The sequence below is a fragment of the Hydrogenoanaerobacterium saccharovorans genome, from assembly GCF_003814745.1.
In the GTDB taxonomy this organism is placed as follows: Bacteria; Bacillota; Clostridia; order Oscillospirales; family Ruminococcaceae; genus Hydrogenoanaerobacterium; species Hydrogenoanaerobacterium saccharovorans.
On sequence record NZ_RKRD01000001.1, the window covers coordinates 1,873,454 to 1,899,324 of the forward strand.

The following is a 25,871-nucleotide window of genomic DNA, read 5'->3' on the forward strand; positions in this document are numbered from 1 at the left end:
TCATTTTTTTTACTATGAGGTAACAAAGTGCGCCACAGGAACAGTGCATTGCCTGTGGCGCAACATGTTTATTATAAACTCTGCTTTAGATTATTTTGCCTCACCATAGGTGTAGTAACTGCCGAGCAGTGTAAAGAAGTTATTGTAATCCACACCGTTTTCGGTCAGTTTTGTCATAGTAACTGGGCCACCAGCCAAGTCTGAGCAGATCTTTTTCATTGCTTCCATATCGGCTTTTTCAGTGATGGTACCCTCAAGATACTGTTTCGCATACTCAACGCCTGCTTTTACAAACAGCATATTGATGGGAACAGTCCAAGTAGACATACGACCGGGGTTACCTTTTTCGGTAATCTTTTTGGTGGTCTCTTGGAGAATGAAATCTACATCGCCTGCTTTATCGTCAGGGATTGCAATGCCGAGTGCGCCGGGATAGCCATGGTATGGGCTTGGGCAGCACTGCTGCGGGAAGATTGCTCCGCCTGCTAAGATAGTCTTAATCAAAGGCTCCTGCATAGCGCAGTTGGTAGCGAAAAATGCAGTTTCTTTGCCGTATTTCTCAATCATCTTGGGAACATCTTCAAGAATGAACTGCTGTGCACCGGGAACACCGGAATCTCCCAGTGGGTCGGGAGCGGTTGCTTCTACAAACTGAATGCCCAGCTCTTCAGCAGTTTTCTTGAGTAGGTCACGTCTGCCAGAAAGCAGTGCAACAGACATATGTCTTGGGAAAGAGTAGTGGACAAAGGTTTTAGCACCCAGTGCTTTTGCTTGCTCCATAATGGATTTACCCATGCCGAGTTCGTCAGCATTCAGAACCATATCTGCAGCAGGAGAGATAACAGCCGGATCTTCACCTGTTACACCGGCAATTACTAGCAGGTCGGGTTTGAGCTCTTTTGCTTTTGCAATTGCAGCAGAAGCACCCGGAACAGCCTGCAGGAACACGAGGGCCTTGACACTTTCGTCAGAAACAAGGTTCAAAACATTAGAAATGGTGGTCTCTTGCTCTTTAGCAAAGTTATCAGGATAGGTTGCAGTTACAACCATTTCTGGGTAAGCAGCTTTCATCTGCTCTGCCGCTCTGAACTCTTCTTCGCCTTGAGAAACAGTACCGGTAATAATTGCAACTTTAAAGTTTGCAGGTGCAGCACCGCCCTCTGCGGGTTTGCTGCCTTCAGGTGTTTCGGTTGCAGGTTTGCTGCCGCAAGCTGCAAGGCTAAGCACCATGGTAAGGGCTAAAACAAGTGCTAATAACTTTTTCATAATTGCCTCCTGTTTATTATATTTACAATATGTTCAGAAATTATAGCATATTTTCTCACAAGTATCAACAAAATATAGAGATTCTTAACATCTTTTCTTTGTTTCTACAAAACGACAAGCTACATGACTATATCTTTGTGTAAAACACCTAAAAAAGCAGGATTAATTATTCGTTCCTGCAAATACTTTATCTGTTAAAAGCTTTAGCAGAATAAATTCCGATAAAATTTTATAGCCTATTTTTAACTCAAAACAGAAGATTTATTTTGAATTGTTTACACTTAATATCGTTTTTATAGCAGGCTTAAATTTAAACCTTTATTTACACCAAAAGAAGCAAGTTTATACGACTAAACTAATTTAAGTTGTAAAAATAACAAAAAAATGCCACCGGCAATGCCGATGGCATTTTTATTATACAGGCAACCCGCGGGATTTAAAAATATCGGTTGCCATTTGTACTTCTTCATAGGTTGGTACCGGGGTATCGTAAAGCTGATAATCCATCCCCAGTTCCTTCCATTTAAACTCACCCATTTTATGAAAAGGTAAAAGCTCAATCTTTTGAATACAGGTGTACGGTTTTAAAAAATCTGCAAGCTTTTCAAGCCGGTGACAATCTAATGTATAACCGGGCAGCAGCACATGGCGTATCCACACAGGCTTTGATATTTCTTCGCAATAATCAAGTGTTTCAAGTTCATGCCGATTATCCATCCCTGTAAGCTCTTCACATACATCCGGTTCCAATGCCTTGATATCCAATAATATCAAGTCTACCGCATCAATGACGGGTTGAGACACGGCAAGATCCTGTGAACCTGCGGTATCCAGTGCGGTATGAAAGCCCAAGCTTTTGCATCTCTCAATAATATCAAGAACAAACTCGGGCTGCAAAAGTGGTTCACCGCCGGATATGGTTACCCCACCGTTCTTAATGAAATTTTTATAGTTTTTAATATCTTCAACCACTTCTTCGGACGTTACCAGTTTGCCGCCTCCACACTCCCATGTATCGGGGTTGTGGCAAAACAAACACTTTAGTCGGCATCCCTGCAAAAACAGCACATAGCGCACACCCGGCCCATCTACAGCACCAAACGTTTCGATAGAATGTATTCTTCCTGTAACAGCCTTTTCCATTTTTCAGTCTCCTTCCAACGCACAGCAGGGAACCGATTAAATCGATCCCCTACTTGTAGGTTTCGTATAAAATTAGAACCGCTCGTGGAAGGTACGGTGAATAACATCAAGCTGCTGTTCGCGTGTGAGCTTGATAAAGTTAACCGCATAACCCGATACACGGATGGTAAGTTGAGGGTATAATTCCGGATGCTCCATAGCATCCATCAGCACCTCACGATTAAGAACGTTTACATTAATATGGTGTCCCTTATCGCCAAAATAGCCGTCCATTAAGCTGACAAGGTTTTCTGCCTTTTGCTCTTTTTCTTTGCCCAAAGCAGATGGAACGATTGAGAATGTGTAGGAGATACCGTCTTCAGAGTAATCGTAAGGGATTTTTGCGACAGATTTCATGGAAGCCACACAACCATGAGTATCACGCCCATGCATGGGGTTCGCACCCGGCGCAAAAGGTTCGCCTGCTTTTCTGCCATCCGGTGTTGCACCGGTTTTTTTACCGTACACAACGTTCGAAGTGATAGTGAGTATGGACATGGTTGGTTTCGAATCACGATAGGTACGGTGACGAGAAAGCTTGTTCATAAACGATTTGACCACATCAATTGCAATCTGGTCTACAGCTGGATCATTGTTGCCGTATTTGGGGAAATCTCCTTCAATCTCAAAATCTACGGCAAGCCCTGCTTCGTTGCGGATGGGCTTCACCTTAGCATATTTGATTGCGGACAAGCTGTCAACAATAACAGAAAGCCCTGCCATACCGCAAGCAGAGGTACGAACGATATCTTCGTCATGCAGTGCCATTTCAATGCGTTCGTAACAATATTTATCATGCATATAGTGAATGATGTTCAGGGTATTGATATAAAGCTTGGATAGCCATTCACATATTTCATTGAATTTTCTCATTACCTCATCGTATTCAAGATATTCTGAGGTGATAGGTGCAATCTCGGGGCCTACCTGCTCGCCATAGCGTTCATCTATGCCACCGTTGATGGCATACAACAAGGCTTTTGCAAGGTTTGCACGGGCACCGAAAAACTGCATCTGTTTGCCTATTTTCATAGCAGATACGCAACATGCAATGCCATAATCGTCGCCAAATTTTTCGCGCATCAAATCATCGTTTTCGTACTGGATAGATGAGGTTTCGATTGAAATTTCGGCACAGTACTTTTTAAAGTTTTCAGGCAGATTTTGGCTCCACAATATTGTTAAGTTAGGCTCGGGTGCAGGGCCGAGATTTACCAAGGTATGCAAAAATCGGTAAGACATTTTGGTAACCATATGCCTGCCGTCCATTGCCATACCGCCAATCGCTTCGGTAACCCATGTAGGGTCGCCCGAGAACAGTTCGTCGTACGCAGGGGTGCGCAGAAAACGAACAATACGCAACTTCATAATAAAGTGGTCGACAAACTCCTGAATCTCTTCTTCAGTGTACTTGCCTGCCTCCAAATCGCGCTGTGCATAGCAATCGAGAAAGGTTGAAACCCTGCCAAGCGACATTGCCGCGCCGTTTTGCTCTTTTACCGCTGCCAAATAACCAAAATAAAGCCATTGAATTGCTTCTTTGGTATCGGTTGCGGGCTTCGAAATATCAAACCCGTATTTAGCAGCCATTTCTTTTAGTTCTTTCAATGAGCGAATCTGCTCTGAAATCTCTTCGCGCAGGCGGATTGTGGGGCTATCCATAATATCGAAAACCAAATGCTTTTTTGCAGTTTGTTTTTGCTCAATTAAAAAATCGACACCGTAAAGCGGTACACGTCGGTAGTCGCCTATAATTCTTCCGCGTCCGTAAGCATCGGGTAAGCCTGTAATAATACCGGTATGACGTGCTTTTTTCATGTCATCGGTGTATGCATCAAAAACGCCATCGTTGTGCGTTTTACGGTATTTAAACACATTTTCTACGTTTTTGTCCATCTGCTTGCCATATGCTTCCAGTTCGGTATATACTAGACGGATACCACCAAAAGGCATAATAGCCCTTTTAAGAGGTTCATCGGTTTGCAACCCCACAATTTGTTCCAGATCTTTGTTGATATAACCCGCATCGTGAGATACAATGGTAGAAATGGTTTTTTCATCTATGTCATAAACGCCCTTGCGTTCACGTTCAATTTTCATTAAATCACAAAGCTGCTGCCAAAGCTGTTTGGTGCGTTTGGTAGGCGTGCTTAAAAAGCGATAATCACCGTCATACGGTAAATAATTATTGATAATAAAATCTCTGACGTTTATTTCGCTTTGCCATGTGCCTTTTTCGAAATTCATATGTTGCCTCCCATATAAGATTTTTATTTTAATATCAAATTAGTATACTTTTTTCTTGAGCATATCATGTCTTTTGCTTTTAGTCAATAATTTACAAAACTATTGTAACCAATTTGTATAGTTTAATTATCTAATACAATCAAAAAGCTCTACCCAATGGCAGAGCTTTTGAAGTTATTATATTAATCTTTGTTTAGGGCATGTTCCGATTCTGCCACTTCTCCATTCTTAATCTCCCAATGAATCAAGAAGCTTAATGCCGCACGCAATATAATAATACCCGCAACCGTTAAAATCTCACTGAAGTCGCGCACTACAACGGTACGCAGTATCTCGCTGCCCATTTTAAATTCCAATCCCATTGCCAAACCTTTTGCAAGATTCAGCTTTGTATAAGGGTCGCGCTTTAAATAACTGTATGTACCATGAATCCCCGAAGCAACGACTATAAGAACCCCCACCAATTCAAATAAAAGAATTGCAAAGTCAACCACTTTGGTTAACAGTACATGCATAACTTCCACACTCTGTTCCTCCGTTTTTTTACATTTCTACATAATAAAGCGGCAGGAAACCAATGAGTTTCCTGCCGTGTATAGGTAACTAAAATTACTCTACAACAATCGTTTCAGTGTTGCCCTTTTTAGCGCCTTTGGAAAGAGCCTCATTCACAAGAACTTTAAAAGAATCTGATGAAAGGGTTGCACCTGCAAGAGTATCAACCTTTTTAACTTCTTGTTTGCTTACCAATTGGTCTTCAAGTTCTTTCATGAACTTTTCAGGATAAGTACCTGAAACGGGCTCCATAGCATCTTTGTAGCCAGCATCCGCCGATTTCAGTACGCCTTGTTCATTGACAGAGTCGAAGTCAACTTCGGAAATTTTACCGCCGGAAACAGTAACTTGTACATAATCTTTCCAACCGTGATCATCAGCGTTTTTGTACTCTGCTTTGTATGTGCCGTCTTTCATTCCAGCGCTGCAACCTGTCAAGAGAGATGCGCTTAAAAGTGCTGCAACCAATGCAATGCCAAATTTTTTCATTCTATACCTCCAAGGTGTTGTATTTATGTAGATTTCATTATATAATTTTTTTATCGCTGCGTCAATCTATTTTCAAAATTTAATTATTAATGATATAATAATTGTTGACGCAAGTATAAAAATTATTCATAGTGTTATTGGGCCTTCACTAGAAAAATTAAATTTTGCCCTACGGAGATTAGTTTATGATGTTAAAAAAGAAAAATTTAATGATTGGCGTTATTTTGACAGCAACTGCAGTATTAGCGGCTTTGCTCTTTTTTTCTATTAGAGAGGAAAAAGAAGACCGTGTGGATTTTTTGATGGATACGTTTATTCAGCAGCAGATAACAGGAAGAAAAGCAAAACAGACGGGCGAAAAAGTTTTTCAGGCGTTAAAAGCGTTTGATGATAGTTTGTCTATGTATAACACCGAATCTGAAATTTCTAAAATCAACAACGCTGCCGGAATATCCTACGTTAAGGTAGCTGAGCAAACCTATAATCTGCTTAAACGCTCACAGGAGCTATCTACTTTGCACAACTCGTTTGACTTTACCATTGCGCCGATTACTGCGCTGTGGCACGAAGCCAAAGAAAACGGCGTACCCCCAACAGAAGAGCAGGTTGCCCAAAGGCTTGCCTTAGTAGATTACAAAAAAGTGCTTTTTAATGACGAAGAGCAGTCGGTTATGCTCGCCGAAAAAGGCATGGCAATAGATATGGGCGGCATAGCAAAGGGATATGCATGTGATGTGGTTCGTTCCATCTATCAAAAATCGGACATCTCTACCGCATTAATTTCAATAGGCGGCAATGTTTATACCTATCGCACACCTCGGGGCAAACAAGGCTACCGTGTAGGAATACGCAACCCCATTGGTGACAGTGCAGATGCATTGCTTTCTCTTATGAGTACCGAGCAGGTGATTGCCACCTCGGGTGCATACGAACGTTTTTTTGAATATCAAGGAATATCCTATCACCATATCATAGATAAAAACACTGGGTTTCCCGCCCAGAGCGATTTGTTATCTGCAACCATTGTAACCGCAGACGGAGCACTGGCGGATTTTTTATCTACTACATACTATATTTTGGGTAAAAAGGCTGTTTTAGAAACCATTGAACAAGAAAAAGCAACGCTTGCAAAAGGTGAAACTCCGCAATTCGCGATTATTGCAATTGACAAGCAGTATAACATCTATGTTTCTCCATCGTTAAAAGACAAAGTTGAACTTTTAGAGGATGATGGTGGAAAATATCGGTTCGCAGTATAGATATGAGACTTGGATAATTTGTTAAATTGTGATATAATAAGTCGTTCAACTCAATCGGAGGTGCAACAATGAAAAGAAAAATCAGTACCTACCAGGTTGCATTCCTTGGGATGATGCTTGCGGTTGCACTGGTTCTTTCGTTTTTTGAAAGTACGCTATGTGCTTTTATGGCGATTCCGCCGGGAATCAAGCTTGGGCTTGCAAACCTGGCAACGATGTACACACTTTTTTTTGCCGGTAACGTACCCGCTGTAATTCTTGTTTTATTAAAATCGGCTTTTGTTGGGCTGACCAGAGGCTTTACAGGTTTTTTCTTAAGCCTTTCGGGCGGTATCCTTTCTATTCTTGTGCTGATGCTTTTAAAACGATTTAACAACATGGGTTTATCTTATATCGGCATAAGTGTGGTTGGTTCGATATTTCACAATATCGGGCAAATATTGGCGGCATCCATTTTGATTCGTTCGGTTTTAACCCTTTACTACAGCATGGTATTGATTGTATCCGGTGCAGTGATGGGTGTTCTAACCGGAATCACCTTTGGACAGTTGGTACCCTATTTTAATAAGTTTAGCAACAAATATAAGTAGAAGTTGGAGGTTGTTGAGATTGAGTATAGCAAAAGAAAAACTGCTAAATGGCATCCGTGTTGCTCATTTAAAGAATACCGAAAATGTGCAAACAGTATCTATGCCTGTTCCGTCTCGAGTAACGATTCCCATGATTCAGCATCTGGGAGCGCCCTGTAAAAGCATTGTAAAACCAGGAGACCGTGTTTTGGTTGGCCAGTTGATCGGTGAATGTCAGGGCTCTTTTTACGCGCCTATTCATTCAAGTGTATCGGGCACAGTAAAGGCAATTGATTCGATGGTCATCTCATCAGGCGGCAGTTGCGAAACAGTCATCATTGATACAGACGGTATGCAGGAGATCAGCAGTGATGTAAAAGTTCCTGTTATAAATTCCAAAGAAAGCTTTATTGAGGCTATCAAGCAATCCGGTCTGGTCGGTCTTGGTGGTGCGGGATTCCCCACTTGGGTAAAGCTTAATATTAAATCTGAGCAAAAAGCAGATTATTTAATCATTAATGCTGCAGAATGTGAGCCTTACATTACCTCAGATTATCGTGAGATGCTTGAAAATACCGACGATATTCTGGCAGGTATGGCTGCGGTAAAAAAATATTTAAATGTTGGCAAGGTTATTATAAGCATAGAAAAAAACAAGCCAAAAGCAATTGAGCTTTTTGAAAAGCTTGCTGCCCAAACGAAAGAATTTGAAGTGTTTGTTTTGCAATGCAAATACCCCAAAGGTGCTGAGAAGGTAATCATCCACGACACAGTAGGCAGAGTAGTGCCGGAAGGCAAATTGCCCATTGATGTGGGAACCATTGTGATGAACGTAGCTTCGGTAGGCTTTGTAGGTACTTATATGCGAACAGGCATGCCGTTGATACAAAAACGCATTACCGTAGACGGGGGTGCTATTACCGAAGCAAAAAATGTAATGGTTCCCATCGGTACTTCCATCCAAGATGTTGCAGAGTTTTGTGGTGGGATAAAAGGCGAAGCCCGCAAGATACTGATGGGCGGCCCTATGATGGGCATTGCTTTATATGATATGGACATGCCTATCATAAAAAATAACAATGCTGTGCTATTCTTTAATGAAAAACAGGCAAAAGAACAAAAAACAACATTGTGCATCCGCTGCGGAAAATGCGGACAGGTATGCCCCGTTCGCCTGATGCCTGTTTCAATTGAACGCGCATTTGAAGCAAAAGATGTTGAGCGGCTTAGTGCTTTAAAGGTTAATATGTGCGTAGAATGCGGTTGCTGTTCTTTTATTTGCCCTGCTAAACGTCCGCTAGTGCAGACAAACAGAGCTTCTAAAAAGCTATTGAGAGAAACTAAAAAGTAGAGGTGTTTGCTTTGACTAAAAAATTAATAGTATCATCATCGCCGCATATTCGCAGCCCAAGAACAACGCAAAGCATTATGCTGGATGTTGTAATTGCACTGCTGCCGACATTGGTTGCGGCAACCATTATCTTTGGCAGCAAGGCGCTGATACTGACGGTGGTCTGTGCTGCATCCTGCGTGTTTTTTGAGTGGGCATTATGCAAAATCACCAAGCAGGATAACACAATATCTGATTTGAGTGCAGTGGTAACAGGTATCATCTTAGCTTACAATTTACCCGCTGAGCTGCCTATTTGGATGGCAGTAATCGGCTCGTTTGTAGCGATTGTAATTGTAAAAGGGCTGTTTGGCGGCATAGGACAAAACTTTGCCAACCCTGCGTTGGTAGGCCGAATTGTGCTGTTTGTTTCGTTCTCGTCTGCTATGACCACATGGGTAAAGCCATTCTCATACCAATATGGCACCACCGATGTTATGACTACGGCTACTCCCCTTGATATGATGCGTGCCGGAAAATGGACCGAATACAGCGACCTGTTTTTTGGAACTATCGGCGGATGCCTTGGCGAAACCTGCGCGCTTACACTTATCATCGGCTGTATCTATCTCGTAATCCGCAAAGTCATCAACCCCATTATTCCTCTGGTATACATCGGTACAGTTGCACTCGGTGCTTTTTTAGGCGGCGAGGATGTACTATTTCATGTACTCAGTGGCGGCTTGATGCTTGGCGCCGTATTTATGGCAACCGACTACACTACCTCCCCCACCACCAACTGGGGTAAGGTAATATTTGCCGCAGGGTGCGGTATCATCACAATTATAATTCGTCTGTTCGGTTCATACACCGAGGGTGTTTCTTTTTCTATCTTGCTGATGAATATTCTCACACCGTATATTGAAAAAGCAACCCTTCCAAAGGTGTTAGGAGGTGCATATAAATGAGCAAAGCAAAAGAAATATTGATGCCTGTTTTGGTACTTGGTGTTGTATGTCTTGTCGTTACGGCACTGCTTGGGGTAACCAACTTTTTTACTGCGCCTATCATTGCAGCGAATCAAGGCTCTAAAACCGATTCTTCGCGTAAAGTGGTTTTAGCTGATGGCGATAAATTCACAAAAGTTGATTTGCCTGAAAGTGAATTGACTGGGCTTGGTGTTACTGAAGTTTATAAGGCAGAAAATGGTGCAGGCTATGCCATTACAACCGCAGTTGTCGGTTATCACGGTGAAATCACCTCGATGTTTGGTATAGACCCTGAGGGCAAAATTGTAGGTTTAACCGTACTTAGCCACACCGAAACAAAAGGTTTGGGCGAACGTATTGCAGACAAAGACTGGCAAAGCCAGTTTATAGGCAAAAGCGGCACTTTAAACCTTGTTAAGGGAACCGGCGGCGGAGACAATGATATTGCCGCATTGGCTGGTGCTACTATATCCTCTACAGCAATGACAACTGCCGCAAATTCTGCGCTGGCTGCATTTGAAATGGCGAAAGGGGCGTAATGATGAGTAACAATACAAACAAAGGCAGTATGACCTATCTGTCTATTTTACTAAACGGTATCATTAAGGAAAACCCCGTTATGGTGATGCTGCTGGGTACCTGTCCATCATTGGCGGTAACTACAATGGTCAGCAATTCTATTGGTATGGGGCTTGCCACAACATTCGTTTTAATTGGTTCAAACGTTGTAATTTCTCTGATTAAAAAGCTGATTCCTTCCACTGTACGTATCCCCTGCTATGTTGTTGTTATCGCAGGGTTTGTAACCATCATCAAGCAATTAATGATGGCTTATGTACAGCCGCTTTATGTGGCACTTGGCGTGTTTCTTGACCTCATCGTTGTAAACTGCATTTTACTTGGGCGTGCAGAAGTTTTTGCAAGCAAAAATAAAGTAAGCTATGCATTTTTTGACGGGCTTGGCATGGGGCTTGGTTTCACCTTGTCTCTGTTCGTTATCGGCAGTATTCGTGAGCTTTTAGGCAGCGGCACTTGGATGGGCTTCACTGTAACTGCCGGCTTCATTGAGCCAATGGCTATTTTTGCTTCACCCGCTGGCGGCTTTTTTGTTTATGGTATTCTTATTGCGCTGGTTGGCGTGTTGATGAGAAAAAAAGGCAAAACACCAAGAAAATCTTTTGGCTGTTCATCCTGCCCTTCCGCAGGAATCTGCCAGAATAAACAGGAGGAGTGCTGATCATGGAACTTGCAAAATCTTTGAGCATCGTGTTGTTCAGCGCCATTCTGGTGAACAACTTTGTACTTTCAAAATTTATGGGTATCTGCCCGTTTCTCGGTGTATCTAAAAACTTGAAATCTGCCTTTGGCATGAGCTGTGCTGTTACTTTTGTAATGTTGATGGCTACTGCAGTAACCCACCCGCTTTACACCTATCTGCTTGTACCAAACGGCCTTGAATACCTTGATACCGTTTCGTTTATCCTCGTTATTGCGGCGTTCGTACAGTTGGTTGAGATTGTTCTTAAACGTTATATTCCTGCACTGCACAAAACACTGGGTGTTTACCTGCCGCTTATTACTACAAACTGCGCTATTTTAGGTGTAACTTTGCTGAACATTAAAGAGGGTTACAGCTATGGTGTTTCACTGGTAAATGCATTGGGTGGCGGACTTGGCTTTATGCTTGCAATGGTATTGTTCGCAGGGGTTCGTACCCGTTTGGAGGACAGCCGTATACTTCGCCCGTTTGAGGGTCTGCCGATCACACTGATTTCCGCTTCGATTGTTGCTTTGTCGTTTTTAGGTTTCGGCGGTGTAATCGACGGTATATTTAAATAACGAAAGGCAGGGTGATATTATGTTTGAAGCAATCTTAGTCCCTGTTTTAATTTTGACAGGAGTTGGCGTTGCAGCCGGTATTATGTTATCGTTTGCATCTAAGTTTATGGCTATCCCCGTAGATACAAGGCTTGAGGAAGTACGCGAGGCACTCCCCGGCATCAATTGCGGTGCTTGCGGTTATGCAGGCTGCGACCAATATGCAAAAGCCATTGTAGAAGAAGGCGCCGCAGTTAACCGTTGCATCCCCGGCGGCGATAAAACAGCAAAAGCTGTTGGTGAGCTGATGGGAACCGGCGTGAGTGACGTAGAAGAAAAAGTTGCCTTTGTAGCTTGTAAAGGTGTCCCCGGAGATGATAAGAAAAAACTTGATTATAAAGGTATTGATTCGTGCTATGCAGCCAGTTTGCTTTACGGCGGTGATTCCAGCTGTGCATACGGCTGCTTAGGCTATGGTGACTGTGCTAAATCTTGCCCCTTTGGTGCGATTGATTTGGTAAATGGAGTTGCTGTGGTTCGCCCCGAAATTTGCACAGGGTGCTCTCTTTGTGTGGCTACCTGCCCGAAAGCTCTTATTTCAATGTACCCGGTAAACAAACCCATTCACGTAGAATGCCGTAATAAAGACAAAGGTGCCAAAACACGCAAGGTCTGCGCAAATGGTTGTATTGCCTGCAGAAAATGTGCATCTGTGTGCCCGACCGAAGCAATCACTGTGGATGAAAATCTGGCTTATATCGACGTTGAAAAATGTATCTCTTGCGGCAAATGTATCGAGGTGTGCCCCGTTCATGTCATTGAAAAATTCCACCCCTCGTGTGAGAAATAATCTACTGTAAGTTTTAACACTTTACTGCTAGGCTTGTACAGCAATGCTGTACAAGCCTATTTTTTATAGTATTAGAAGTTGAAAATAGTATATTGAATGCATATGATTATTGCTTATTATGTGAATAGTTTTAGATGCAGATAGATAAAGAATTACCAAAACCTATTCTTTTTTACAATGCAACCGGAAGATTTACCTGTATACTATAGATAATATGCAAAACGTAGTTTAGGAGGAATAGATATGACTTCGTATGAACGTGTAGCTTTGGCTCTTTCGCATAAAGAAGCAGACCGTGTACCGGTATATCCTATTTTAAGCGGTGTAACTCGCAAGCTTATTGGCGCCAGTTATAGCGACTGGTCTACCAACGCAGACATTTGCGCAGAGGCATTTTTAAAATCTGCCGAAGATTTTGACATTGACTGTATTGTTACGTTAATCGATTTGTCAGTAGAATGCGATGCATGGGGGCAAAAAATAATATTCCCCGAAAATGAAGCTGCACATCCCGATTATTCGCAAAGTGTTATTCAAGAAATTGAAGATTACGCAAAAATCAAAAAGGTTGATTACCGAACCTCTGAACGCATGATGATGCACATTGATGTTTGCAAAAAGATTGTAGCAGAGAAAAAGGGTAAAATCCCAATTGTGGCATTTGTTTTTGGTCCATTGGGTGTAGTATCTATGCTGCGGAATCAGCAGGATATGTATATGGATTTGTACGATGACCCCGATGCTGTCAAAGAAGCCGTTAAACAAGTGAATGAAACACTTAAAGAATATGTAGCAGCTTTATGTGATACAGGTGTAGATGCGGTTATGTTCGACACTCTGTTTGCTTCGGCATCCATTATGTCGAAAGAAATGTGGAAGGACATGGAGGCTCAACCATTGCGCGAGCTTTCGCAAGTTGTACGCGACAAAGGCTGTTTGATGATGATTCACAACTGCGGCCAAAAAATATATTTTGATGCACAAATTGAGGCAGCAGAACCCGTGGCAATTTCGTTTTTATATCCCCCCGATGATTGCGCCGATTTTGCGGAGTGCAAAGCGAAATACGGCGATAAAACTATGTTGATTGGCAGTGTTATACCTGCCTCTGCTGTAATTGGTACCGATGAAGAGTGGGATAAACAATGCATCGATCAAATTGATGCTATGGCAAAAGGTGGCGGTTTTATGCTGGCTACAGGCTGTGAATACCCTGCAAACGCCAGCTTTGACAGAGCAAAACGTATGATTGAAATTGCCAAAAGCCACGGACAATATAAATAGCATTTATATTGAATGGTCATATTTGCTTGGATTGGTTCTATATACCTCTGCTGAAGAAAGGAAGCATTGATAAAAGTGGATTTGGTACAAAAAATAATGGATATGGGCGCACATCAGGCGGCTCAAATTAAAGTGGAAGATATCCCATTCGACCGCAGTTTTCGCAGCCTTTGTGAAAGTAATGCATGCGGCAATTACGGCAAAAGCTATATGTGCCCACCCGATGCAGGCGATATTGATGAATTGATTGCCAAAGCAAAAACTTTTGATTACGCTGTTGTATACCAAACAGTTGGATCCCTTGAAGACAGCTACGATTTTGAGGGAATGATGGCTGCTGGTGAACGACAAAATGACCTGGCTCAAGAAATTTCAATTGCTTTTAAAGACAATTTTGCTGAAACTTTACATTTGGGTGCAGGTGGATGCCGCGTATGTCCGGTATGTGCAAAACGCACAGATGAGCCGTGCCGTTATCCCGAAAAAGCGCTATCGTCGCTCGAAACTTACGGCATCGCAGTGTCTGAGCTTGCGGCACGCTGCGGGATGAAGTACATACACGGTGCCAACACTGTAACTTATTTTGGTGCATTTTTTTATAAAAAGTAATGAGCATTTGGTTTTGTGTTTTGAATTGCTTTTGCCCGTTGACGAACAATTCCATTAGGTAGTTAGCATCTTTCTGCCGAAAGGTGCCTTTAATTAATAAAAGCAAACCGCTTAGTTAAACTTTTCGAGTTGTTTAACTAAGCGGTTTGCTGTATTCTTGTAATGTTATGCAAAAGATAGTGAAACAGGGCGAATTGGATATTACTTTTGTAACCAATCCTCTACCACATCTTTTAGATGCATCGTACTTAACTCATATGTATTGCAAAGATGTGCAAGCTCTTCCACACTCTTGAAATCAGTGGATATGTCTCCAATGTAATATCCCTCCGTCTTGATACCATAGCTTTCGTAAATACCATAGTCATCGTTTACATACTTTTCTTTCACAACCCAATACACTGTTACTACACCTCGCTTTTAAGTAGTCCCTATTTAAGCATACAACAAATGCTATACAGAAGTAAATCCATGATAATACAAAATTTTCTTCAATAATTTTGTATGATTCATCTCCAACACTCAAATTAGCTCGTTTTTGTACTGAAAGTAACAGTAATTTCCTACTCATCTGATAAACTTACCTCCACTTTCATCAACCTGCACAGCTCATACTTTATATAGTGTTTGTTCTCATAGCAAGATACAATAAATTGCAGAATGAGGCTTTTAAGCATTTATTGCTTGGGTTTCATGCCTTATCTAAAGTTCATACCGCCTCGCTGGCAATGGTATTTTATCATTGAACCTACAAACCGTTATGCACCTGAAAAAATTTTCTTAAGGGTACCAAAACAAAAGCAAGTACGGCAATTATTATTGCTAAATCTACATACAAAACGGCAGACCGCAATAAATGCAGTCTGCCGTTTCAATATACGAAAAGATTTTATAATTATTTAGAAGATGAATCGTTATCTTTTGATGCGAATCGCTTTTTAAAGAAAATCACGGTGCATATCAGTGCGACTATTACAAGCACTGCCAGTGTAATATGCGAATAAGTGCTCATATAATCTAAAATGCTTTCCCACGAGGCACCCGCAAACACGCCAAAATATACAAGAATTATATTCCAAACAAAAGAGCCTATTGTTGTAAATAGCAAAAATAGACCCATATTCATTTTTGCCATACCCGCAGGGATAGATATTAAACTGCGTACGATAGGGATGCAACGGCAAAACAAAACTGTGCTTTTTCCGCGTTTTTCAAACCAGCCGCATGCTTTGGTAACATCGCCTTTTTTAAAGTGCAGCAAGCGCCCTATTTTACCCTCTAACCAATGCTCAAGCCGCTGCGGAGAAAGCAGCCTGCCAACACCGTAAAGCACGATCGCACCGAGTACCGAACCAGCCGTAGCTGCGAGAATAACGCCCCAAACCTGCATGTTACTGTAGGTTGTCATAAATCCACCAAATGTGAGTATGACCTCCGATGGAATTGGAGGAAAAATGTTTTCTATGGCAATCAGCAATAATATACCGATATAGCCGTATTGGTTCATAATTTCAATAATCCAGTCCTGCAATCTTTCACTTCTTCCATTTGTTTTTATTATTATGCCACATTATTCTCGTGACATAATATAAAAGAGCCTTACAAAGCGTAAGCCTCTCTTATATTATTAATATTACTCGTTTTGCTGCAACATTGCAAGTTTAATTTTTTCAGCGGTGATCGGTAAAGACTGAATTCGAACCCCTACTGCATTAAAAACAGCATCCGCAATGGCAGGGCTTGGTGTGTTTATTACAATCTCACCAATGGATTTTGCACCGAAAGGCCCTGTTGGCTCGTAACTGCTTTCAAATGCAACTCGAATGTTGGGCACATCCAAACGAGACGGAATTTTGTACTGCATAAACGAATCGTTACTCATTTTACCGTATTCGTTGTATTGGATATCTTCATACATTGCCATACCAATGCCCTGCGCAATGCCGCCTTCTGCCTGCACGGTGGCAAGGTTCGGGTTTACAACCGTCCCGCAATCCACCACACCAACATAATCAAGCAGCTTGAGTTCGCCGGTTTCGGTATCCACTTCCACCTCTGCAAAGCCTGCCATCATCGGCGGCGGCGAGGTAGGGCTGCAATGGCTCGCGTTGGCGCACAACCAGTTACCCGGTTTTCCGCCTACCAGCGACTGCGCAAGCTTATCCAGTGAAATAGCATGGGTTCTGTCGGCAGAACTGTAAACCCTATCGCCGTCAAACTCTGCCAAAACCGTTGGTATTTCAAGCAACCTAGCGCCTTCTTCTTTTATCATAGAAGTGAGCTGTGCACAAGCTTTTACCACTGCCATACCCGTAACATATGTGGTACTGGATGCATAAGAACCGGTATCGTAGGGCGAATGGTCGGTATCTACCCCGTCTACCGTAATACGGCTGATGGGACAATGCATCAGTTCCGCTGCCATCTGTGCCAGAATGGTATCGCAGCCGGTGCCCATATCGGTTGCACCAATCATCAAGGTATAAAAGCCGCTATCGTTAAGCCGAATAGCAACACTTGCAACGTCGATGTTCGAAATACCCGAACCCTGCATGGTAATAGACATCCCCACACCGCGCACACGATGGTCATCCACCTGCACACTTGGGTATTTTTGATCCCAGCCAATCATCTGTTTGCCTTTTTTGATGCAGTTTTCAAGCATAGAACTGCTGAGAGTTTCATTATAATAGGCGGGCATTTTTTCACCCTGCTGCGGTATATTCTTGAGGCGCAGCTCGGCAGGGTCGATATGAAGCATATTTGCAAGTTGGTTTACGGTGGATTCTACCGCAAAACAGCCCTGTGTGGCACCGTAACCGCGAAATGCACCTGCTGCCATGGTGTTGGTATAAACAACATCGTAAGTGAATTTAAAGGCATTTGCCTTGCTGTAGAGAGGAATGGTTTTGTGCCCGGTAAGCCCCACCGTTGTAGAGGCGTGCTCGCCGTATGCACCCGCATTCGAGAGCGTATGCAAAGAAATTGCTTTGATAATACCGTCCTTTGTTGCACCGAGCTTAACAGTCATACGCATTTGGTGACGGCTGTTGGATGCCGCAAATGACTCCTGACGAGTAAATATCATCTTGGCAGGTTTGCCTGTTTTCATCGTAACAAGTGCGGGAAACAGTTCGCTTACCATGGTCTGTTTTGCACCAAACCCGCCGCCGATACGCGGTTTTGCCACACGCACCGCCGTTTGCGGCAACCCCAGTGCATGGGCAATGGTTCTGCGGCAGTGAAACGGAATTTGCGTGGAGCTTACCACATTGAGCCGCCCATTGCAGTCAAGGTAAGTATAGGTGCGAAATGTCTCCATCATTGCCTGCGCGTTTGCCTTTGTATAGTAGGTCTCTTGCAAAACTACATCGCATTTTGCAAATTCTGCGTCTACATCGCCTGCAATATCCGAACCGCTTGCAACTAAATTTTTGGCAGGATTACCGCCGATATCAAAATTGTTATGGTAATCATCTTCTTTATGGATAACTGTTTTATGGTCTTTGGCTGTTTCAAAATCAAGCAAAGGCTCCCGCACATCGTACTTTACGTGAATCATTGACAGTGCCTTATCAACGGCTTTTTCATCTCTGCCGGCTACAATCGCAACCGGGTCGCCTACATAGCGCACTACCTGCTCGAGAATATAACGGTCGTAGGGGCTTGGCTCGGGGTAACTCTGGCCCGCCAAGGTGTAACGTATTTTCGGCACATCTTGGTAAGTAAGTATGCACTCAATCCCGTCCACTCGAAGTGCCGTATCTGTTTTAATCGACTTTATTTTTGCAAAAGCATGCGGGCTGCGCAAAACTTTAACAACAAGGCACCCTTGAGGAACAATATCATCGGTATAAACACCTTTACCGGTGGTCAAAGCCATGCCATCCAATTTTGGGATGCGCTGATTAACCTGTTTGAGTTGAATTGCTGACCTCATTTGCTCTGATCCTCCAAATATTCCTGAATTGCTCGGATATGGCTGGTATAGCCGGTACAGCGGCAGAGATTACCCGCCAAATACTCTTTAATTTGCTGTTCGGTGGGGTTTTTCAGTTCACGTTTCATGGCAAGTACACTCATAATAAAACCGGGGCTGCAAAAGCCGCACTGCTCGGCACCCTGATTTACCATATAACGCCCAAATTCTGCCGCCTCATCTTGCAGCCCTTCCAGTGTGGTGACCTGCTTACCGTCTGCCCTTGCAGCAGGATAAGAACATGACAATACAGGTGTACCATCTACCCACACCGTACAAAGCCCGCAGTTATCGGTATCACAGCCGCGCTTTACGCTTACAAAACCGTATTTACGCAAAAAGTCAATCAGCATCATATCGTTGGGGATATGTTTATCAAACAGCTTATCGTTTACTGTAATTTTTACTTTCATTTGCTTGTATCCTCCCTGCACTGCTGCACCGCACGTTTTACCAGCACCGATGCCAACAGTTTACGGTATTGTGCCGATGCACGCATATTACTGCCAAATGCGAGTTCTTCTGCCGCAGCGTTGCCCGCTTGTTCTGGTGATGCCCCCTGCGAGAGCAGCTTGGCAGCATTTTGTGCAAGCGCTGCTCGTGCCGGCCTTGCGCCAACCGATACTTTCCAATCTGCTGCAAGTTTACTTACGGCAACAGCTAGTACCGGAAAATCGGTAACAGAATTGCGCATACTTTGGTATGCTGCAACGCGGCCGTCATCTGCAATGATAATTTGCTTTAAAATATCGCGCTGCGGGGGAAGTTCAATGAACTTCTCCAGTGTCATCACCCCGCCAAGGTGCAATTCCACACTGGTGTTAAGCGCAAGCAGTGCAGTTAAGATATCGGAGAAACCATAACGCGAGAATACACTGGCACCAACCGTTGCTATATTGCGGAACTGTACACCAACAATGTTTTTTACACATTGGGGTAGGATACCGCCGAACCGTTTTTGCAGCAATGGGCTGGTTTCCAGCTCGCGCAATGTAGTGGTTGCACCGATAAGAATTTTGCCATCGCTCTCGGTTATATAACTCAGATTTAAACGGGTAAGGTCGATTGCTGTGCGAATGCGCTTATGCCCCATTTTAAGCCAGCAACATCCGCCAAGCACTGTATTTTTAGAATCCTTTTGCAGCAGTTCGCAGGCTTCATCCAGTGATTGTGCAAATTGATAACTTTTAACTGTATACACGTATATCCCCCTGTTTTATAATATAGCAAACAAAAAAGAACCCCCCATAAACGAGGAGTTCTTCACAGAAAAACAGACTCCATGCAAAAGCTGCAATGGAGCCGATATTCTCTATAAACCCTCGTAGCCAGTCAATTTACGGTTGACAGGTAGAAACTTTTGGACCATATCTCCAAATTTATACGACGGATTTATTATAGCATTAAAGCAGGCTTGCTGTAAACACTCTGCATCAAAAAATGTCGTTTTATGCAACAGGAGTTTTATGGGAATTAAAAATATAGTACTATTCAATGTATTTTTTTAATCTGCTATCTTTTATAAACTGCAAACTGCTAAGCTTTTTTACCAACCTCTATCATGCGCGCACAGCTTGCATCCACTGCATCCATAACAGTTGCGCGAAAAGCGCCTTTTTCTAAAGCACGCACACCTGCAATGGTGCCACCGCCGGGTGAACAAACATTATCTTTTAAAATGGCAGGGTGCGTGCCTGTTTGCAGTACCATCTCTGCCGAGCCTGCCAAAGCCTGCGCCGCAAGCTTGATTGCCATTTCGCGCGGTAAACCCTTTTCTACACCGCCATCGGCAAGAGCCTCGATGAACATATAGGCAAATGCGGGGCTGCATCCGCTGACACTGGTGAGAGGGTCGATGAGATTTTCGGGCAGAAGATAAGAGATGCCCACCAAATTAAACAGTTCTATTCCAAGGTCACAATGCTCTTTTAACGCCTTACTGCCTGCGGAAATACCTGCTATCCCTTTTTGCACCAGCATAGGGGTATTGGGCATAACACGGAGTACAGGGTTTGCCGGGAAGAATTCTTCCAAATACTCTAACGTGATGCCGCCCATAATTGAGATAATCAGTTGATTGGGTTGGAAGCTGCTGCTCACTACTTGCAGGATTGACCGCGCATATTGCGGTTTAACCGAGAAAACGACAATATCGCTTTGTGCAATCACCTGTTTTGCACCTGCTGCATCGGGTGTATTTACAATGGTATTTACACCGTATTTTTCAGCAAGGCAGCTTAATCTGTCTGCGTTTACATCGGTAATGCAAATGCTTTGAGGCGGTACAATTTTACTTGCCACAATACCACTAAAAATTGCTTCGCACATTTGCCCGCCACCGATAAAACCGATTTTTTTATTCTCTAACATCTATCTGTCCCCCAATTAATTGTAGTGTCGATATCTTTCTATATCAATTAGGTTATGCCAAATCGCTCTATCTGTCAAGCCTTACTTTATTAAGATTGTTTGCTTTTAAAATAAAGCAATTTTGCAGCAATATCCCACGGCAATGTTTGCTTCTCTACCAAAGCGGTAATTTCGGGCACATAAGGTGAAAACGGCAGATATTTTTGCAGCAATGCTAAGTTGTCGCTTTTGGGGGATGAGGCATCAATATGTGTTGCGGGAGAGGCAGCATTTTTAAGAATACGATTTTTAATTGTTTTTGCAAATAAGGTGATATCTGCATCTGAAAAAGCTAGCCCTGTGCTGTGGATAAGGCGAATGCTGTTTAAATCAAGCGCCGCATAATTGGTGGTTTCGTAATATGTAACCGTATTGGAGGGGTCTTCCCAATAACGCCACAAATAGCCTGTTGATGTGGCTGTTATTTTGGTTTTAAAATAGCTGCATGCCTGCTTTACCACCTGCTTGAGCTGTGCGTCATTCTCTTCTTTTGCGTACAGTGCCATTGCCGACACCAACGGCAGCTGCTGATTCCACGGGATAATTTTACCTCCGTTTAAAAATGTAGGGGAATTATCCATCTCTTTAAAAAACCCCCGTTCATCCCAGTTGTTTGCCAGCAAAGCATCAAACATCGTCTTTATCTCATCACGAAACCGCATTGCATCGGGGTGACCTTGGTTTTTTAATTCTATGTAAGTTTGGGTCATTGGCTCTAAAATAAGCGCGGTATGAACCGGTGTGGGAACATTGGTGTTTTCAACCATTGTATAGTCACAGCTCTGCGGCAGTGCGGTTGTATCATCACCAAGCCACGCTACCTCAACCACATGCTTGTCCTCCCTTGGCGAACCATAAAAGCTCCAGCTCACTTCTCGTTCCACTCTTTGTATCAAATCGGCAAGTGTGAGGTTTGGGAGGGTATAGGTTTTATTTTGGTGACGGATGTTTAAAGTAAAGGTGTTGGTATCTTGGTTGGAATTTACCGAAACATACGTCTGGTCATTTTGCTGAGAGTGAAATTGCAAAACAGCAAGGCGGTTGCCATCGGCATCTTTTATGGTGAAAAATGCGCCGTTGTAACGTGAGGTAGAACCCCACAGAGGGTAGATATTTCCATCAAAAGCTTGGCGATGGATGGCGTCATCCCGTTTTTTGAGCAGGGCATCGACCATTCGTACCGATTCGTTCAAAAACATCTTGTCATCGGTAGCTTTGTACGCGTAGTACATCCCCTCCAAAATCCAACTGACCTTCCAGCTTAGGTGCGCCTGCAAGCGTGTGTCGTAAGAGTAGTTTGTGACAGAACTGGTCCAATCCGAAGTAACCGGATAGATAAACTTTTTTTGCGGCGTACCCGCTTGAAACTCTTTGTAGATTTGCGCTTTGAGTTTTTCACTTACAGGGTCTTTCGGCGGCTGGGGGGGCTCCACGGACTCAGGCACTGATGATTCGGAAACAGCAGGTTTGCTGGATTGATTGCCTGTTTGTGCAGCAGATGGTTTCGGCTGTTCTTTGTTGGGCGCAACGGATGCAGGGGAAGACGATGATGGCTGCGATGACTCGGTTGTACTGCTTTCTTGGGTTGAGGAAGATGATAGAGAAATTTCTTCATCAGAATGAGCATTTTCTGATGAAAAGGAGGATTGTGAATAATCGGATGACTGCCGGGGCTGATTGGCGCAACCGCTTAAAATTGCTGCAAATATAAGGACAAATACAACGGCTTTTTTCATAACTAGTACACCTGTAACCTTTCTATGTGTGAAACGAAGTATAAAATGTCATTTACAGGATGTCGTTCGTTATGGCTGAATAGCAACAAGCAGTGGAATGAGACAACAGTTGCCAAAACCGGTCTCAAATTATTCCACTGCAGATGATACAATTTTAACATTATTACCAAGCTCAATCAACAAACTTCGCTATATTTTTCATTGGTAAAGTTTACCGATATGAGCACGCACAAATTTAGTATACAATGTTTGACAGCAAAAATAATTGATGTTATGCTTGTTTTTACAACAGCACTTGCTAATTCAACGTTAAGGGAGAATTGCATTGGATTATACAATCAGAAAACAGCTTATTAACTTAGCCGAACCAAGCTATCAAAAATTTTCTGCGTCACTTCTGCCGAATGTCCATTCTATTTTGGGCGTACGGCTGCCAGCCCTACGTAAAATAGCCAAACAACTTGCAAAAGAAGATTGGCGCGGTTATCTCAAAACCGCAGACAGCGAATATTTTGAAGAAGTTATGCTGCAAGGTATGGTGATTGGGTATGCGAAAGCAGACATAGAAGAGATTTTGCGCTATGCCGCTAATTTCATCCCTAAAATAGATAACTGGTCGGTATGCGACAGCTTTTGCAACGGGCTGAAAATGACAAAAGAACATCGCGAGATTGTTTTGGAGTTCATAAAGCCATATCTTACCTCGCCAAATGAATATGAAGTGCGTTTTGGTGTGGTAATGCTGCTAAACTGGTTTGTGGTGCCTGAATATATCCACCGCCTCTTCCCCCTTTTTGACAGCATCTGTCACGAGGGTTATTATGCAAAAATGGCGGTTGCCTGGGCAATATCCATCTGCTTCATTCATTTTCCGAAGCAGACACTGTACTACCTTAAAAATAACCGCTTGGATGATTTTACTTACAATAAAGCCTTGCAAAAAATAACCGAATCTCTTCGAATAGAAGAACCTACCAAAAAACTGATTCGCAGCATGAAGCGCAAATAAAACAGCCGCAGCAAAAAAGCTACGGCTGTTTATTTTTGTGCTTTTAAATTGTTACACTACTACACCTTTTTTAAGAAGAATGTTGGCATACAGCGCGCCTTCGCCCGTTGTAACAACCGCAAAGGCTTTTTTCGCTTTTTCATAAAAAGCGAAACGCTCGATATAATCAATCTGCGGTGCAGGATTTTCATGACGAGCCAAAATTTCGTTATAAGTTTGCCATATTACCGGCTGGTAACTGTCGCCCGCCATAACCTCCATTAACCCCACAGGTTTATCGCTGTATTTTACATCCAACGGCAGCAACTCTAAAATTGCATCCAACAATTCGGGGATTCCGTGTCCATCGCACCGAACTACCCTTTGCCCGCAGGTAACAGCGGGGAAATTACCGTCTGCCAATACGATTTCATCGCCATGCCCCATCTCCATAAGCACTTTTAACAGTTCAGGAGAGAGAATTTTGGGTATCTTTTTTAACATATCGTTTCCTCCCCTCTTAATTGTCAGCCATAGATTGGGCCGTAATGCGAGCAGGCTTTATAGTCGGCGCCTTCAAGAGAATCACTGCCAAACGCTGCCCAAGAGTGCGGACGATAGATTTTATCTTCTGGCACATTGTGCAAAGAAACAGGAATGCGCAGCATCGAGGCAAGCGTAATCAAATCGGCGCCGATGTGTCCGTAGGCGAATGCACCGTGGTTGGCACCCCAGTTTGCCATAACACTGTAAACATCTTTAAACACCCCTTTGCCTGTAAGGCGCGGAACAAACCATGTGGTAGGCCAAGTGCGGTCGGTTCTCATATCAATGGTGTTATGTATCTGCTCATCAAGCAACGCAGTGTAACCCTCTGCCAACTGCAGTGTAGGGCCAACACCCTCCACAATGTTCATGCGCATAAGGGTAACGGGCATTTCGCTTTGCGTTTTGAAATGTGAGGAAAAACCACCGCCACGGAAATACTCGTAATTGGCACGCTCCCAGTCGGTTGCCTGTGTCATAGCACCAATATCTTCCTCAGTAACATCCCACCACTTTTTCATGCAGCCTTTGCCTTCGTTGTCTTTCGAAACTCCGGTTCCATCCAGTGCCGCTGCACCCGAATTGATAAGATGCATAAAACCATCTTTTGCTATGCCTTCGGGGCGTTTTCCTGTAACCCGCTCTACTGCATCGGGGCTCCAATAAGTGCGTACATCGGCAAAAACGGTAGCTGAATGCGTAAGCAGATTGCCAAACAGCATAGCAGTACCGTTGAGGGTATCATTCTCGGTAGCAAACGGGATTGGACTGCGCTTGCCGTTCCAGTCAAAGGTAGAGTTGATAATGGCTTCCATAAAATCGCCGTTTGGCAGCCAGTCGGTCCACATTCTTTGGCCCTGAAAACCGCCTGCGATAGCATTTCTGCCCAAAGCTTCTTCGTGCCATCCCATTTCATCCAACTTGGGGTTACCAAGCATGATGTCACGGCAAACCAATGTTTGTTTTACAATGAACTCCCAATCCTTTTCGGCCGGAATATACTTTGATTTGGTAATAAGCTCGGGCAATTGCTTGCCTGCATTGCAGTCGTAACCCTCTTTGCAATTGGCTTTTACCCAAGTCAATGCTTTTTCGTACTCATCATGGTCATAAATTTCAAGTGTAATACGGCGCAGTATTTCGGTCATATCCACCCATTCGGCACGGATACCCAAATATTTTTGGAAGAACGATGGGTCGCAAAAAGAACCCATGATGCCCATAGCAACCGAACCAAAGTTAACGTATGCTTTGTTGCGCATCATACCAACTGCAACCGCACACTTAGCAAAGCGCAAAATCTTCTCTTTAACATCTTCGGGTACTCCTGTATCGCTGGCGTCTTTTACATCGTGCCCGTAAATTGAAAATGCAGGCAACCCTTTTTGTGCATGTGCCGCCAAAACTGCAGCAAGATAAACCGCACCGGGGCGTTCGGTTCCGTTAAAGCCCCACACAGCTTTGATGGTCAGAGGGTCCATATCCATGGTCTCGCTGCCGTAGCACCAGCAAGGGGTTACGGTAAGGGTACCGCACACATTTTGCGTAGCAAAATAATCGGCACTTCTGCCCGCTTCGGCACCGCCACCGATGGTGGTGGGTGAAATCACACACTGTACGGGCGTGCCATCCTGATAAAAAAGATTGCTGCTGATAAGCTCTGCAGCGGCATTCGCCATTGCCATAGTCTGTTTTTCAAGGCTTACACGAACACCGCCCCAGCGGCCGTCTATGGTAGGACGTATCCCGATTTTTGGATAATTCAT

General features: G+C 43.4%; 25 protein-coding genes and 1 riboswitch. Of the genes, 11 read left to right on the forward strand and 14 right to left on the reverse strand.

Annotation, left to right across the window (positions count from 1 at the left end; translation table 11 throughout):
- Window positions 1-90 precede the first annotated feature (90 nt).
- From EDD70_RS08790 to EDD70_RS08810, 5 genes are all read right to left on the reverse strand, one after another.
- Window positions 91-1,266 (reverse strand): DUF3798 domain-containing protein, encoded by a 1,176-nt coding sequence (locus EDD70_RS08790; protein WP_162840760.1) that lies wholly within the window; start codon window positions 1,264-1,266, stop codon window positions 91-93.
- A gap of 414 nt (window positions 1,267-1,680) precedes the next feature.
- On the reverse strand, window positions 1,681-2,409 hold the full coding sequence (gene pflA / locus EDD70_RS08795) for a pyruvate formate-lyase-activating protein (protein WP_092750959.1): 729 nt from the start codon (window positions 2,407-2,409) through the stop codon (window positions 1,681-1,683).
- A 72-nt stretch (window positions 2,410-2,481) separates the two neighbouring features.
- The gene (gene pflB / locus EDD70_RS08800; RefSeq protein WP_092750957.1) at window positions 2,482-4,695 is read right to left on the reverse strand and encodes a formate C-acetyltransferase; all 2,214 of its coding nucleotides are present in this window, start codon (window positions 4,693-4,695) and stop codon (window positions 2,482-2,484) included.
- Between the two features lie 182 nt (window positions 4,696-4,877).
- A complete protein-coding gene (locus EDD70_RS08805) occupies window positions 4,878-5,210 on the reverse strand; it encodes a DUF1622 domain-containing protein (RefSeq protein WP_092754405.1) in 333 nt (110 codons plus the stop codon).
- Between the two features lie 94 nt (window positions 5,211-5,304).
- A complete protein-coding gene (locus EDD70_RS08810; RefSeq protein ID WP_092750955.1) occupies window positions 5,305-5,739 on the reverse strand; it encodes an FMN-binding protein in 435 nt (144 codons plus the stop codon).
- A gap of 185 nt (window positions 5,740-5,924) precedes the next feature.
- On the opposite strand from EDD70_RS08810, the gene EDD70_RS08815 reads away from it, so the two are divergent.
- From EDD70_RS08815 to EDD70_RS08860, 10 genes are all read left to right on the forward strand, one after another.
- Entirely contained in the window at window positions 5,925-6,998 is a 1,074-nt protein-coding gene (locus EDD70_RS08815; protein WP_092750953.1) for an FAD:protein FMN transferase, read from the forward strand.
- 68 nt (window positions 6,999-7,066) lie between these two features.
- Window positions 7,067-7,588 (forward strand): Gx transporter family protein, encoded by a 522-nt coding sequence (locus EDD70_RS08820; RefSeq protein ID WP_092750951.1) that lies wholly within the window; start codon window positions 7,067-7,069, stop codon window positions 7,586-7,588.
- Window positions 7,589-7,607: 19 nt separating this feature from the next.
- Window positions 7,608-8,918, forward strand: coding sequence for an electron transport complex subunit RsxC (gene rsxC / locus EDD70_RS08825; protein ID WP_092750949.1), 1,311 nt, complete (start codon window positions 7,608-7,610; stop codon window positions 8,916-8,918).
- Window positions 8,919-8,929: 11 nt separating this feature from the next.
- On the forward strand, window positions 8,930-9,865 hold the full coding sequence (locus tag EDD70_RS08830; RefSeq protein ID WP_092750947.1) for an RnfABCDGE type electron transport complex subunit D: 936 nt from the start codon (window positions 8,930-8,932) through the stop codon (window positions 9,863-9,865).
- Window positions 9,862-10,425: an RnfABCDGE type electron transport complex subunit G gene (locus tag EDD70_RS08835; protein ID WP_092750945.1), complete on the forward strand. Its 564-nt coding sequence runs from the start codon at window positions 9,862-9,864 to the stop codon at window positions 10,423-10,425. The genes EDD70_RS08830 and EDD70_RS08835 overlap by 4 nt, the downstream gene beginning before the upstream one ends.
- A 2-nt stretch (window positions 10,426-10,427) precedes the next feature.
- Window positions 10,428-11,123 (forward strand): electron transport complex subunit RsxE, encoded by a 696-nt coding sequence (gene rsxE, locus EDD70_RS08840; protein ID WP_242943060.1) that lies wholly within the window; start codon window positions 10,428-10,430, stop codon window positions 11,121-11,123.
- A gap of 2 nt (window positions 11,124-11,125) precedes the next feature.
- The gene (locus tag EDD70_RS08845) at window positions 11,126-11,725 is read left to right on the forward strand and encodes an electron transport complex protein RnfA (protein WP_092750943.1); all 600 of its coding nucleotides are present in this window, start codon (window positions 11,126-11,128) and stop codon (window positions 11,723-11,725) included.
- A gap of 19 nt (window positions 11,726-11,744) precedes the next feature.
- A complete protein-coding gene (gene rnfB / locus EDD70_RS08850) occupies window positions 11,745-12,554 on the forward strand; it encodes an RnfABCDGE type electron transport complex subunit B (RefSeq protein ID WP_092750941.1) in 810 nt (269 codons plus the stop codon).
- Window positions 12,555-12,797: 243 nt separating this feature from the next.
- Window positions 12,798-13,838, forward strand: coding sequence for a uroporphyrinogen decarboxylase family protein (locus tag EDD70_RS08855; protein ID WP_092750940.1), 1,041 nt, complete (start codon window positions 12,798-12,800; stop codon window positions 13,836-13,838).
- 75 nt (window positions 13,839-13,913) lie between these two features.
- The gene (locus EDD70_RS08860) at window positions 13,914-14,447 is read left to right on the forward strand and encodes a DUF2284 domain-containing protein (RefSeq protein WP_242943059.1); all 534 of its coding nucleotides are present in this window, start codon (window positions 13,914-13,916) and stop codon (window positions 14,445-14,447) included.
- A gap of 201 nt (window positions 14,448-14,648) precedes the next feature.
- Here EDD70_RS08860 and EDD70_RS08865 read toward each other — a convergent pair whose 3' ends face one another.
- From EDD70_RS08865 to EDD70_RS08895, 7 genes are all read right to left on the reverse strand, one after another.
- Window positions 14,649-14,849 carry a DUF6514 family protein gene (locus EDD70_RS08865; RefSeq protein WP_092750939.1) on the reverse strand — a complete coding sequence of 67 codons (201 nt, stop codon included), beginning with the start codon at window positions 14,847-14,849 and terminating at the stop codon, window positions 14,649-14,651.
- Between the two features lie 493 nt (window positions 14,850-15,342).
- Complete coding sequence (locus EDD70_RS08870) at window positions 15,343-15,978, reverse strand: DedA family protein (RefSeq protein ID WP_092750937.1); 636 nt, start codon at window positions 15,976-15,978, stop codon at window positions 15,343-15,345.
- Between the two features lie 102 nt (window positions 15,979-16,080).
- Complete coding sequence (locus EDD70_RS08875; RefSeq protein WP_242943058.1) at window positions 16,081-18,387, reverse strand: xanthine dehydrogenase family protein molybdopterin-binding subunit; 2,307 nt, start codon at window positions 18,385-18,387, stop codon at window positions 16,081-16,083.
- A complete protein-coding gene (locus tag EDD70_RS08880; RefSeq protein ID WP_092750935.1) occupies window positions 18,384-18,839 on the reverse strand; it encodes a (2Fe-2S)-binding protein in 456 nt (151 codons plus the stop codon). Before EDD70_RS08880 ends, EDD70_RS08875 begins: the two co-directional genes overlap by 4 nt.
- The gene (locus EDD70_RS08885; protein WP_205408574.1) at window positions 18,836-19,627 is read right to left on the reverse strand and encodes an FAD binding domain-containing protein; all 792 of its coding nucleotides are present in this window, start codon (window positions 19,625-19,627) and stop codon (window positions 18,836-18,838) included. The genes EDD70_RS08880 and EDD70_RS08885 overlap by 4 nt, the downstream gene beginning before the upstream one ends.
- Before the next feature lie 104 nt (window positions 19,628-19,731).
- A riboswitch (purine riboswitch) is annotated at window positions 19,732-19,833 on the reverse strand.
- Window positions 19,834-19,962: 129 nt separating this feature from the next.
- Entirely contained in the window at window positions 19,963-20,796 is an 834-nt protein-coding gene (gene proC, locus EDD70_RS08890; protein WP_092750933.1) for a pyrroline-5-carboxylate reductase, read from the reverse strand.
- An 89-nt stretch (window positions 20,797-20,885) separates the two neighbouring features.
- Window positions 20,886-22,571: a hypothetical protein gene (locus EDD70_RS08895; protein ID WP_092750931.1), complete on the reverse strand. Its 1,686-nt coding sequence runs from the start codon at window positions 22,569-22,571 to the stop codon at window positions 20,886-20,888.
- A 325-nt stretch (window positions 22,572-22,896) separates the two neighbouring features.
- Here EDD70_RS08895 and EDD70_RS08900 point away from each other — a divergent pair, with 325 nt between their 5' ends.
- Window positions 22,897-23,580, forward strand: a complete 684-nt coding sequence (locus EDD70_RS08900; RefSeq protein ID WP_092750929.1) for a DNA alkylation repair protein — start codon at window positions 22,897-22,899, stop codon at window positions 23,578-23,580.
- 51 nt (window positions 23,581-23,631) lie between these two features.
- Here the strand turns inward: EDD70_RS08900 and fucU are convergent, their stop codons facing one another.
- Window positions 23,632-24,063 (reverse strand): L-fucose mutarotase, encoded by a 432-nt coding sequence (gene fucU / locus EDD70_RS08905; RefSeq protein ID WP_092750927.1) that lies wholly within the window; start codon window positions 24,061-24,063, stop codon window positions 23,632-23,634.
- 23 nt (window positions 24,064-24,086) lie between these two features.
- Complete coding sequence (locus EDD70_RS08910) at window positions 24,087-25,871, reverse strand: L-fucose isomerase (RefSeq protein WP_092750925.1); 1,785 nt, start codon at window positions 25,869-25,871, stop codon at window positions 24,087-24,089.

Coding starts and splice junctions, on each gene's coding strand:
- EDD70_RS08910 (WP_092750925.1), bottom strand. CDS start 25,871: ATGAATTATCCAAAAATCGGGATACGTCCTACCATAGACGGCCGCTGG.
- EDD70_RS08855 (WP_092750940.1), top strand. CDS start 12,798: ATGACTTCGTATGAACGTGTAGCTTTGGCTCTTTCGCATAAAGAAGCA.
- proC (WP_092750933.1), bottom strand. CDS start 20,796: ATGTTAGAGAATAAAAAAATCGGTTTTATCGGTGGCGGGCAAATGTGC.
- EDD70_RS08845 (WP_092750943.1), top strand. CDS start 11,126: ATGGAACTTGCAAAATCTTTGAGCATCGTGTTGTTCAGCGCCATTCTG.
- rsxE (WP_242943060.1), top strand. CDS start 10,428: ATGAGTAACAATACAAACAAAGGCAGTATGACCTATCTGTCTATTTTA.
- EDD70_RS08835 (WP_092750945.1), top strand. CDS start 9,862: ATGAGCAAAGCAAAAGAAATATTGATGCCTGTTTTGGTACTTGGTGTT.
- pflB (WP_092750957.1), bottom strand. CDS start 4,695: ATGAATTTCGAAAAAGGCACATGGCAAAGCGAAATAAACGTCAGAGAT.
- EDD70_RS08820 (WP_092750951.1), top strand. CDS start 7,067: ATGAAAAGAAAAATCAGTACCTACCAGGTTGCATTCCTTGGGATGATG.
- EDD70_RS08895 (WP_092750931.1), bottom strand. CDS start 22,571: ATGAAAAAAGCCGTTGTATTTGTCCTTATATTTGCAGCAATTTTAAGC.
- EDD70_RS08805 (WP_092754405.1), bottom strand. CDS start 5,210: ATGCATGTACTGTTAACCAAAGTGGTTGACTTTGCAATTCTTTTATTT.
- pflA (WP_092750959.1), bottom strand. CDS start 2,409: ATGGAAAAGGCTGTTACAGGAAGAATACATTCTATCGAAACGTTTGGT.
- EDD70_RS08790 (WP_162840760.1), bottom strand. CDS start 1,266: ATGAAAAAGTTATTAGCACTTGTTTTAGCCCTTACCATGGTGCTTAGC.
- EDD70_RS08815 (WP_092750953.1), top strand. CDS start 5,925: ATGATGTTAAAAAAGAAAAATTTAATGATTGGCGTTATTTTGACAGCA.
- EDD70_RS08880 (WP_092750935.1), bottom strand. CDS start 18,839: ATGAAAGTAAAAATTACAGTAAACGATAAGCTGTTTGATAAACATATC.
- rnfB (WP_092750941.1), top strand. CDS start 11,745: ATGTTTGAAGCAATCTTAGTCCCTGTTTTAATTTTGACAGGAGTTGGC.
- EDD70_RS08810 (WP_092750955.1), bottom strand. CDS start 5,739: ATGAAAAAATTTGGCATTGCATTGGTTGCAGCACTTTTAAGCGCATCT.
- fucU (WP_092750927.1), bottom strand. CDS start 24,063: ATGTTAAAAAAGATACCCAAAATTCTCTCTCCTGAACTGTTAAAAGTG.
- EDD70_RS08875 (WP_242943058.1), bottom strand. CDS start 18,387: ATGAGGTCAGCAATTCAACTCAAACAGGTTAATCAGCGCATCCCAAAA.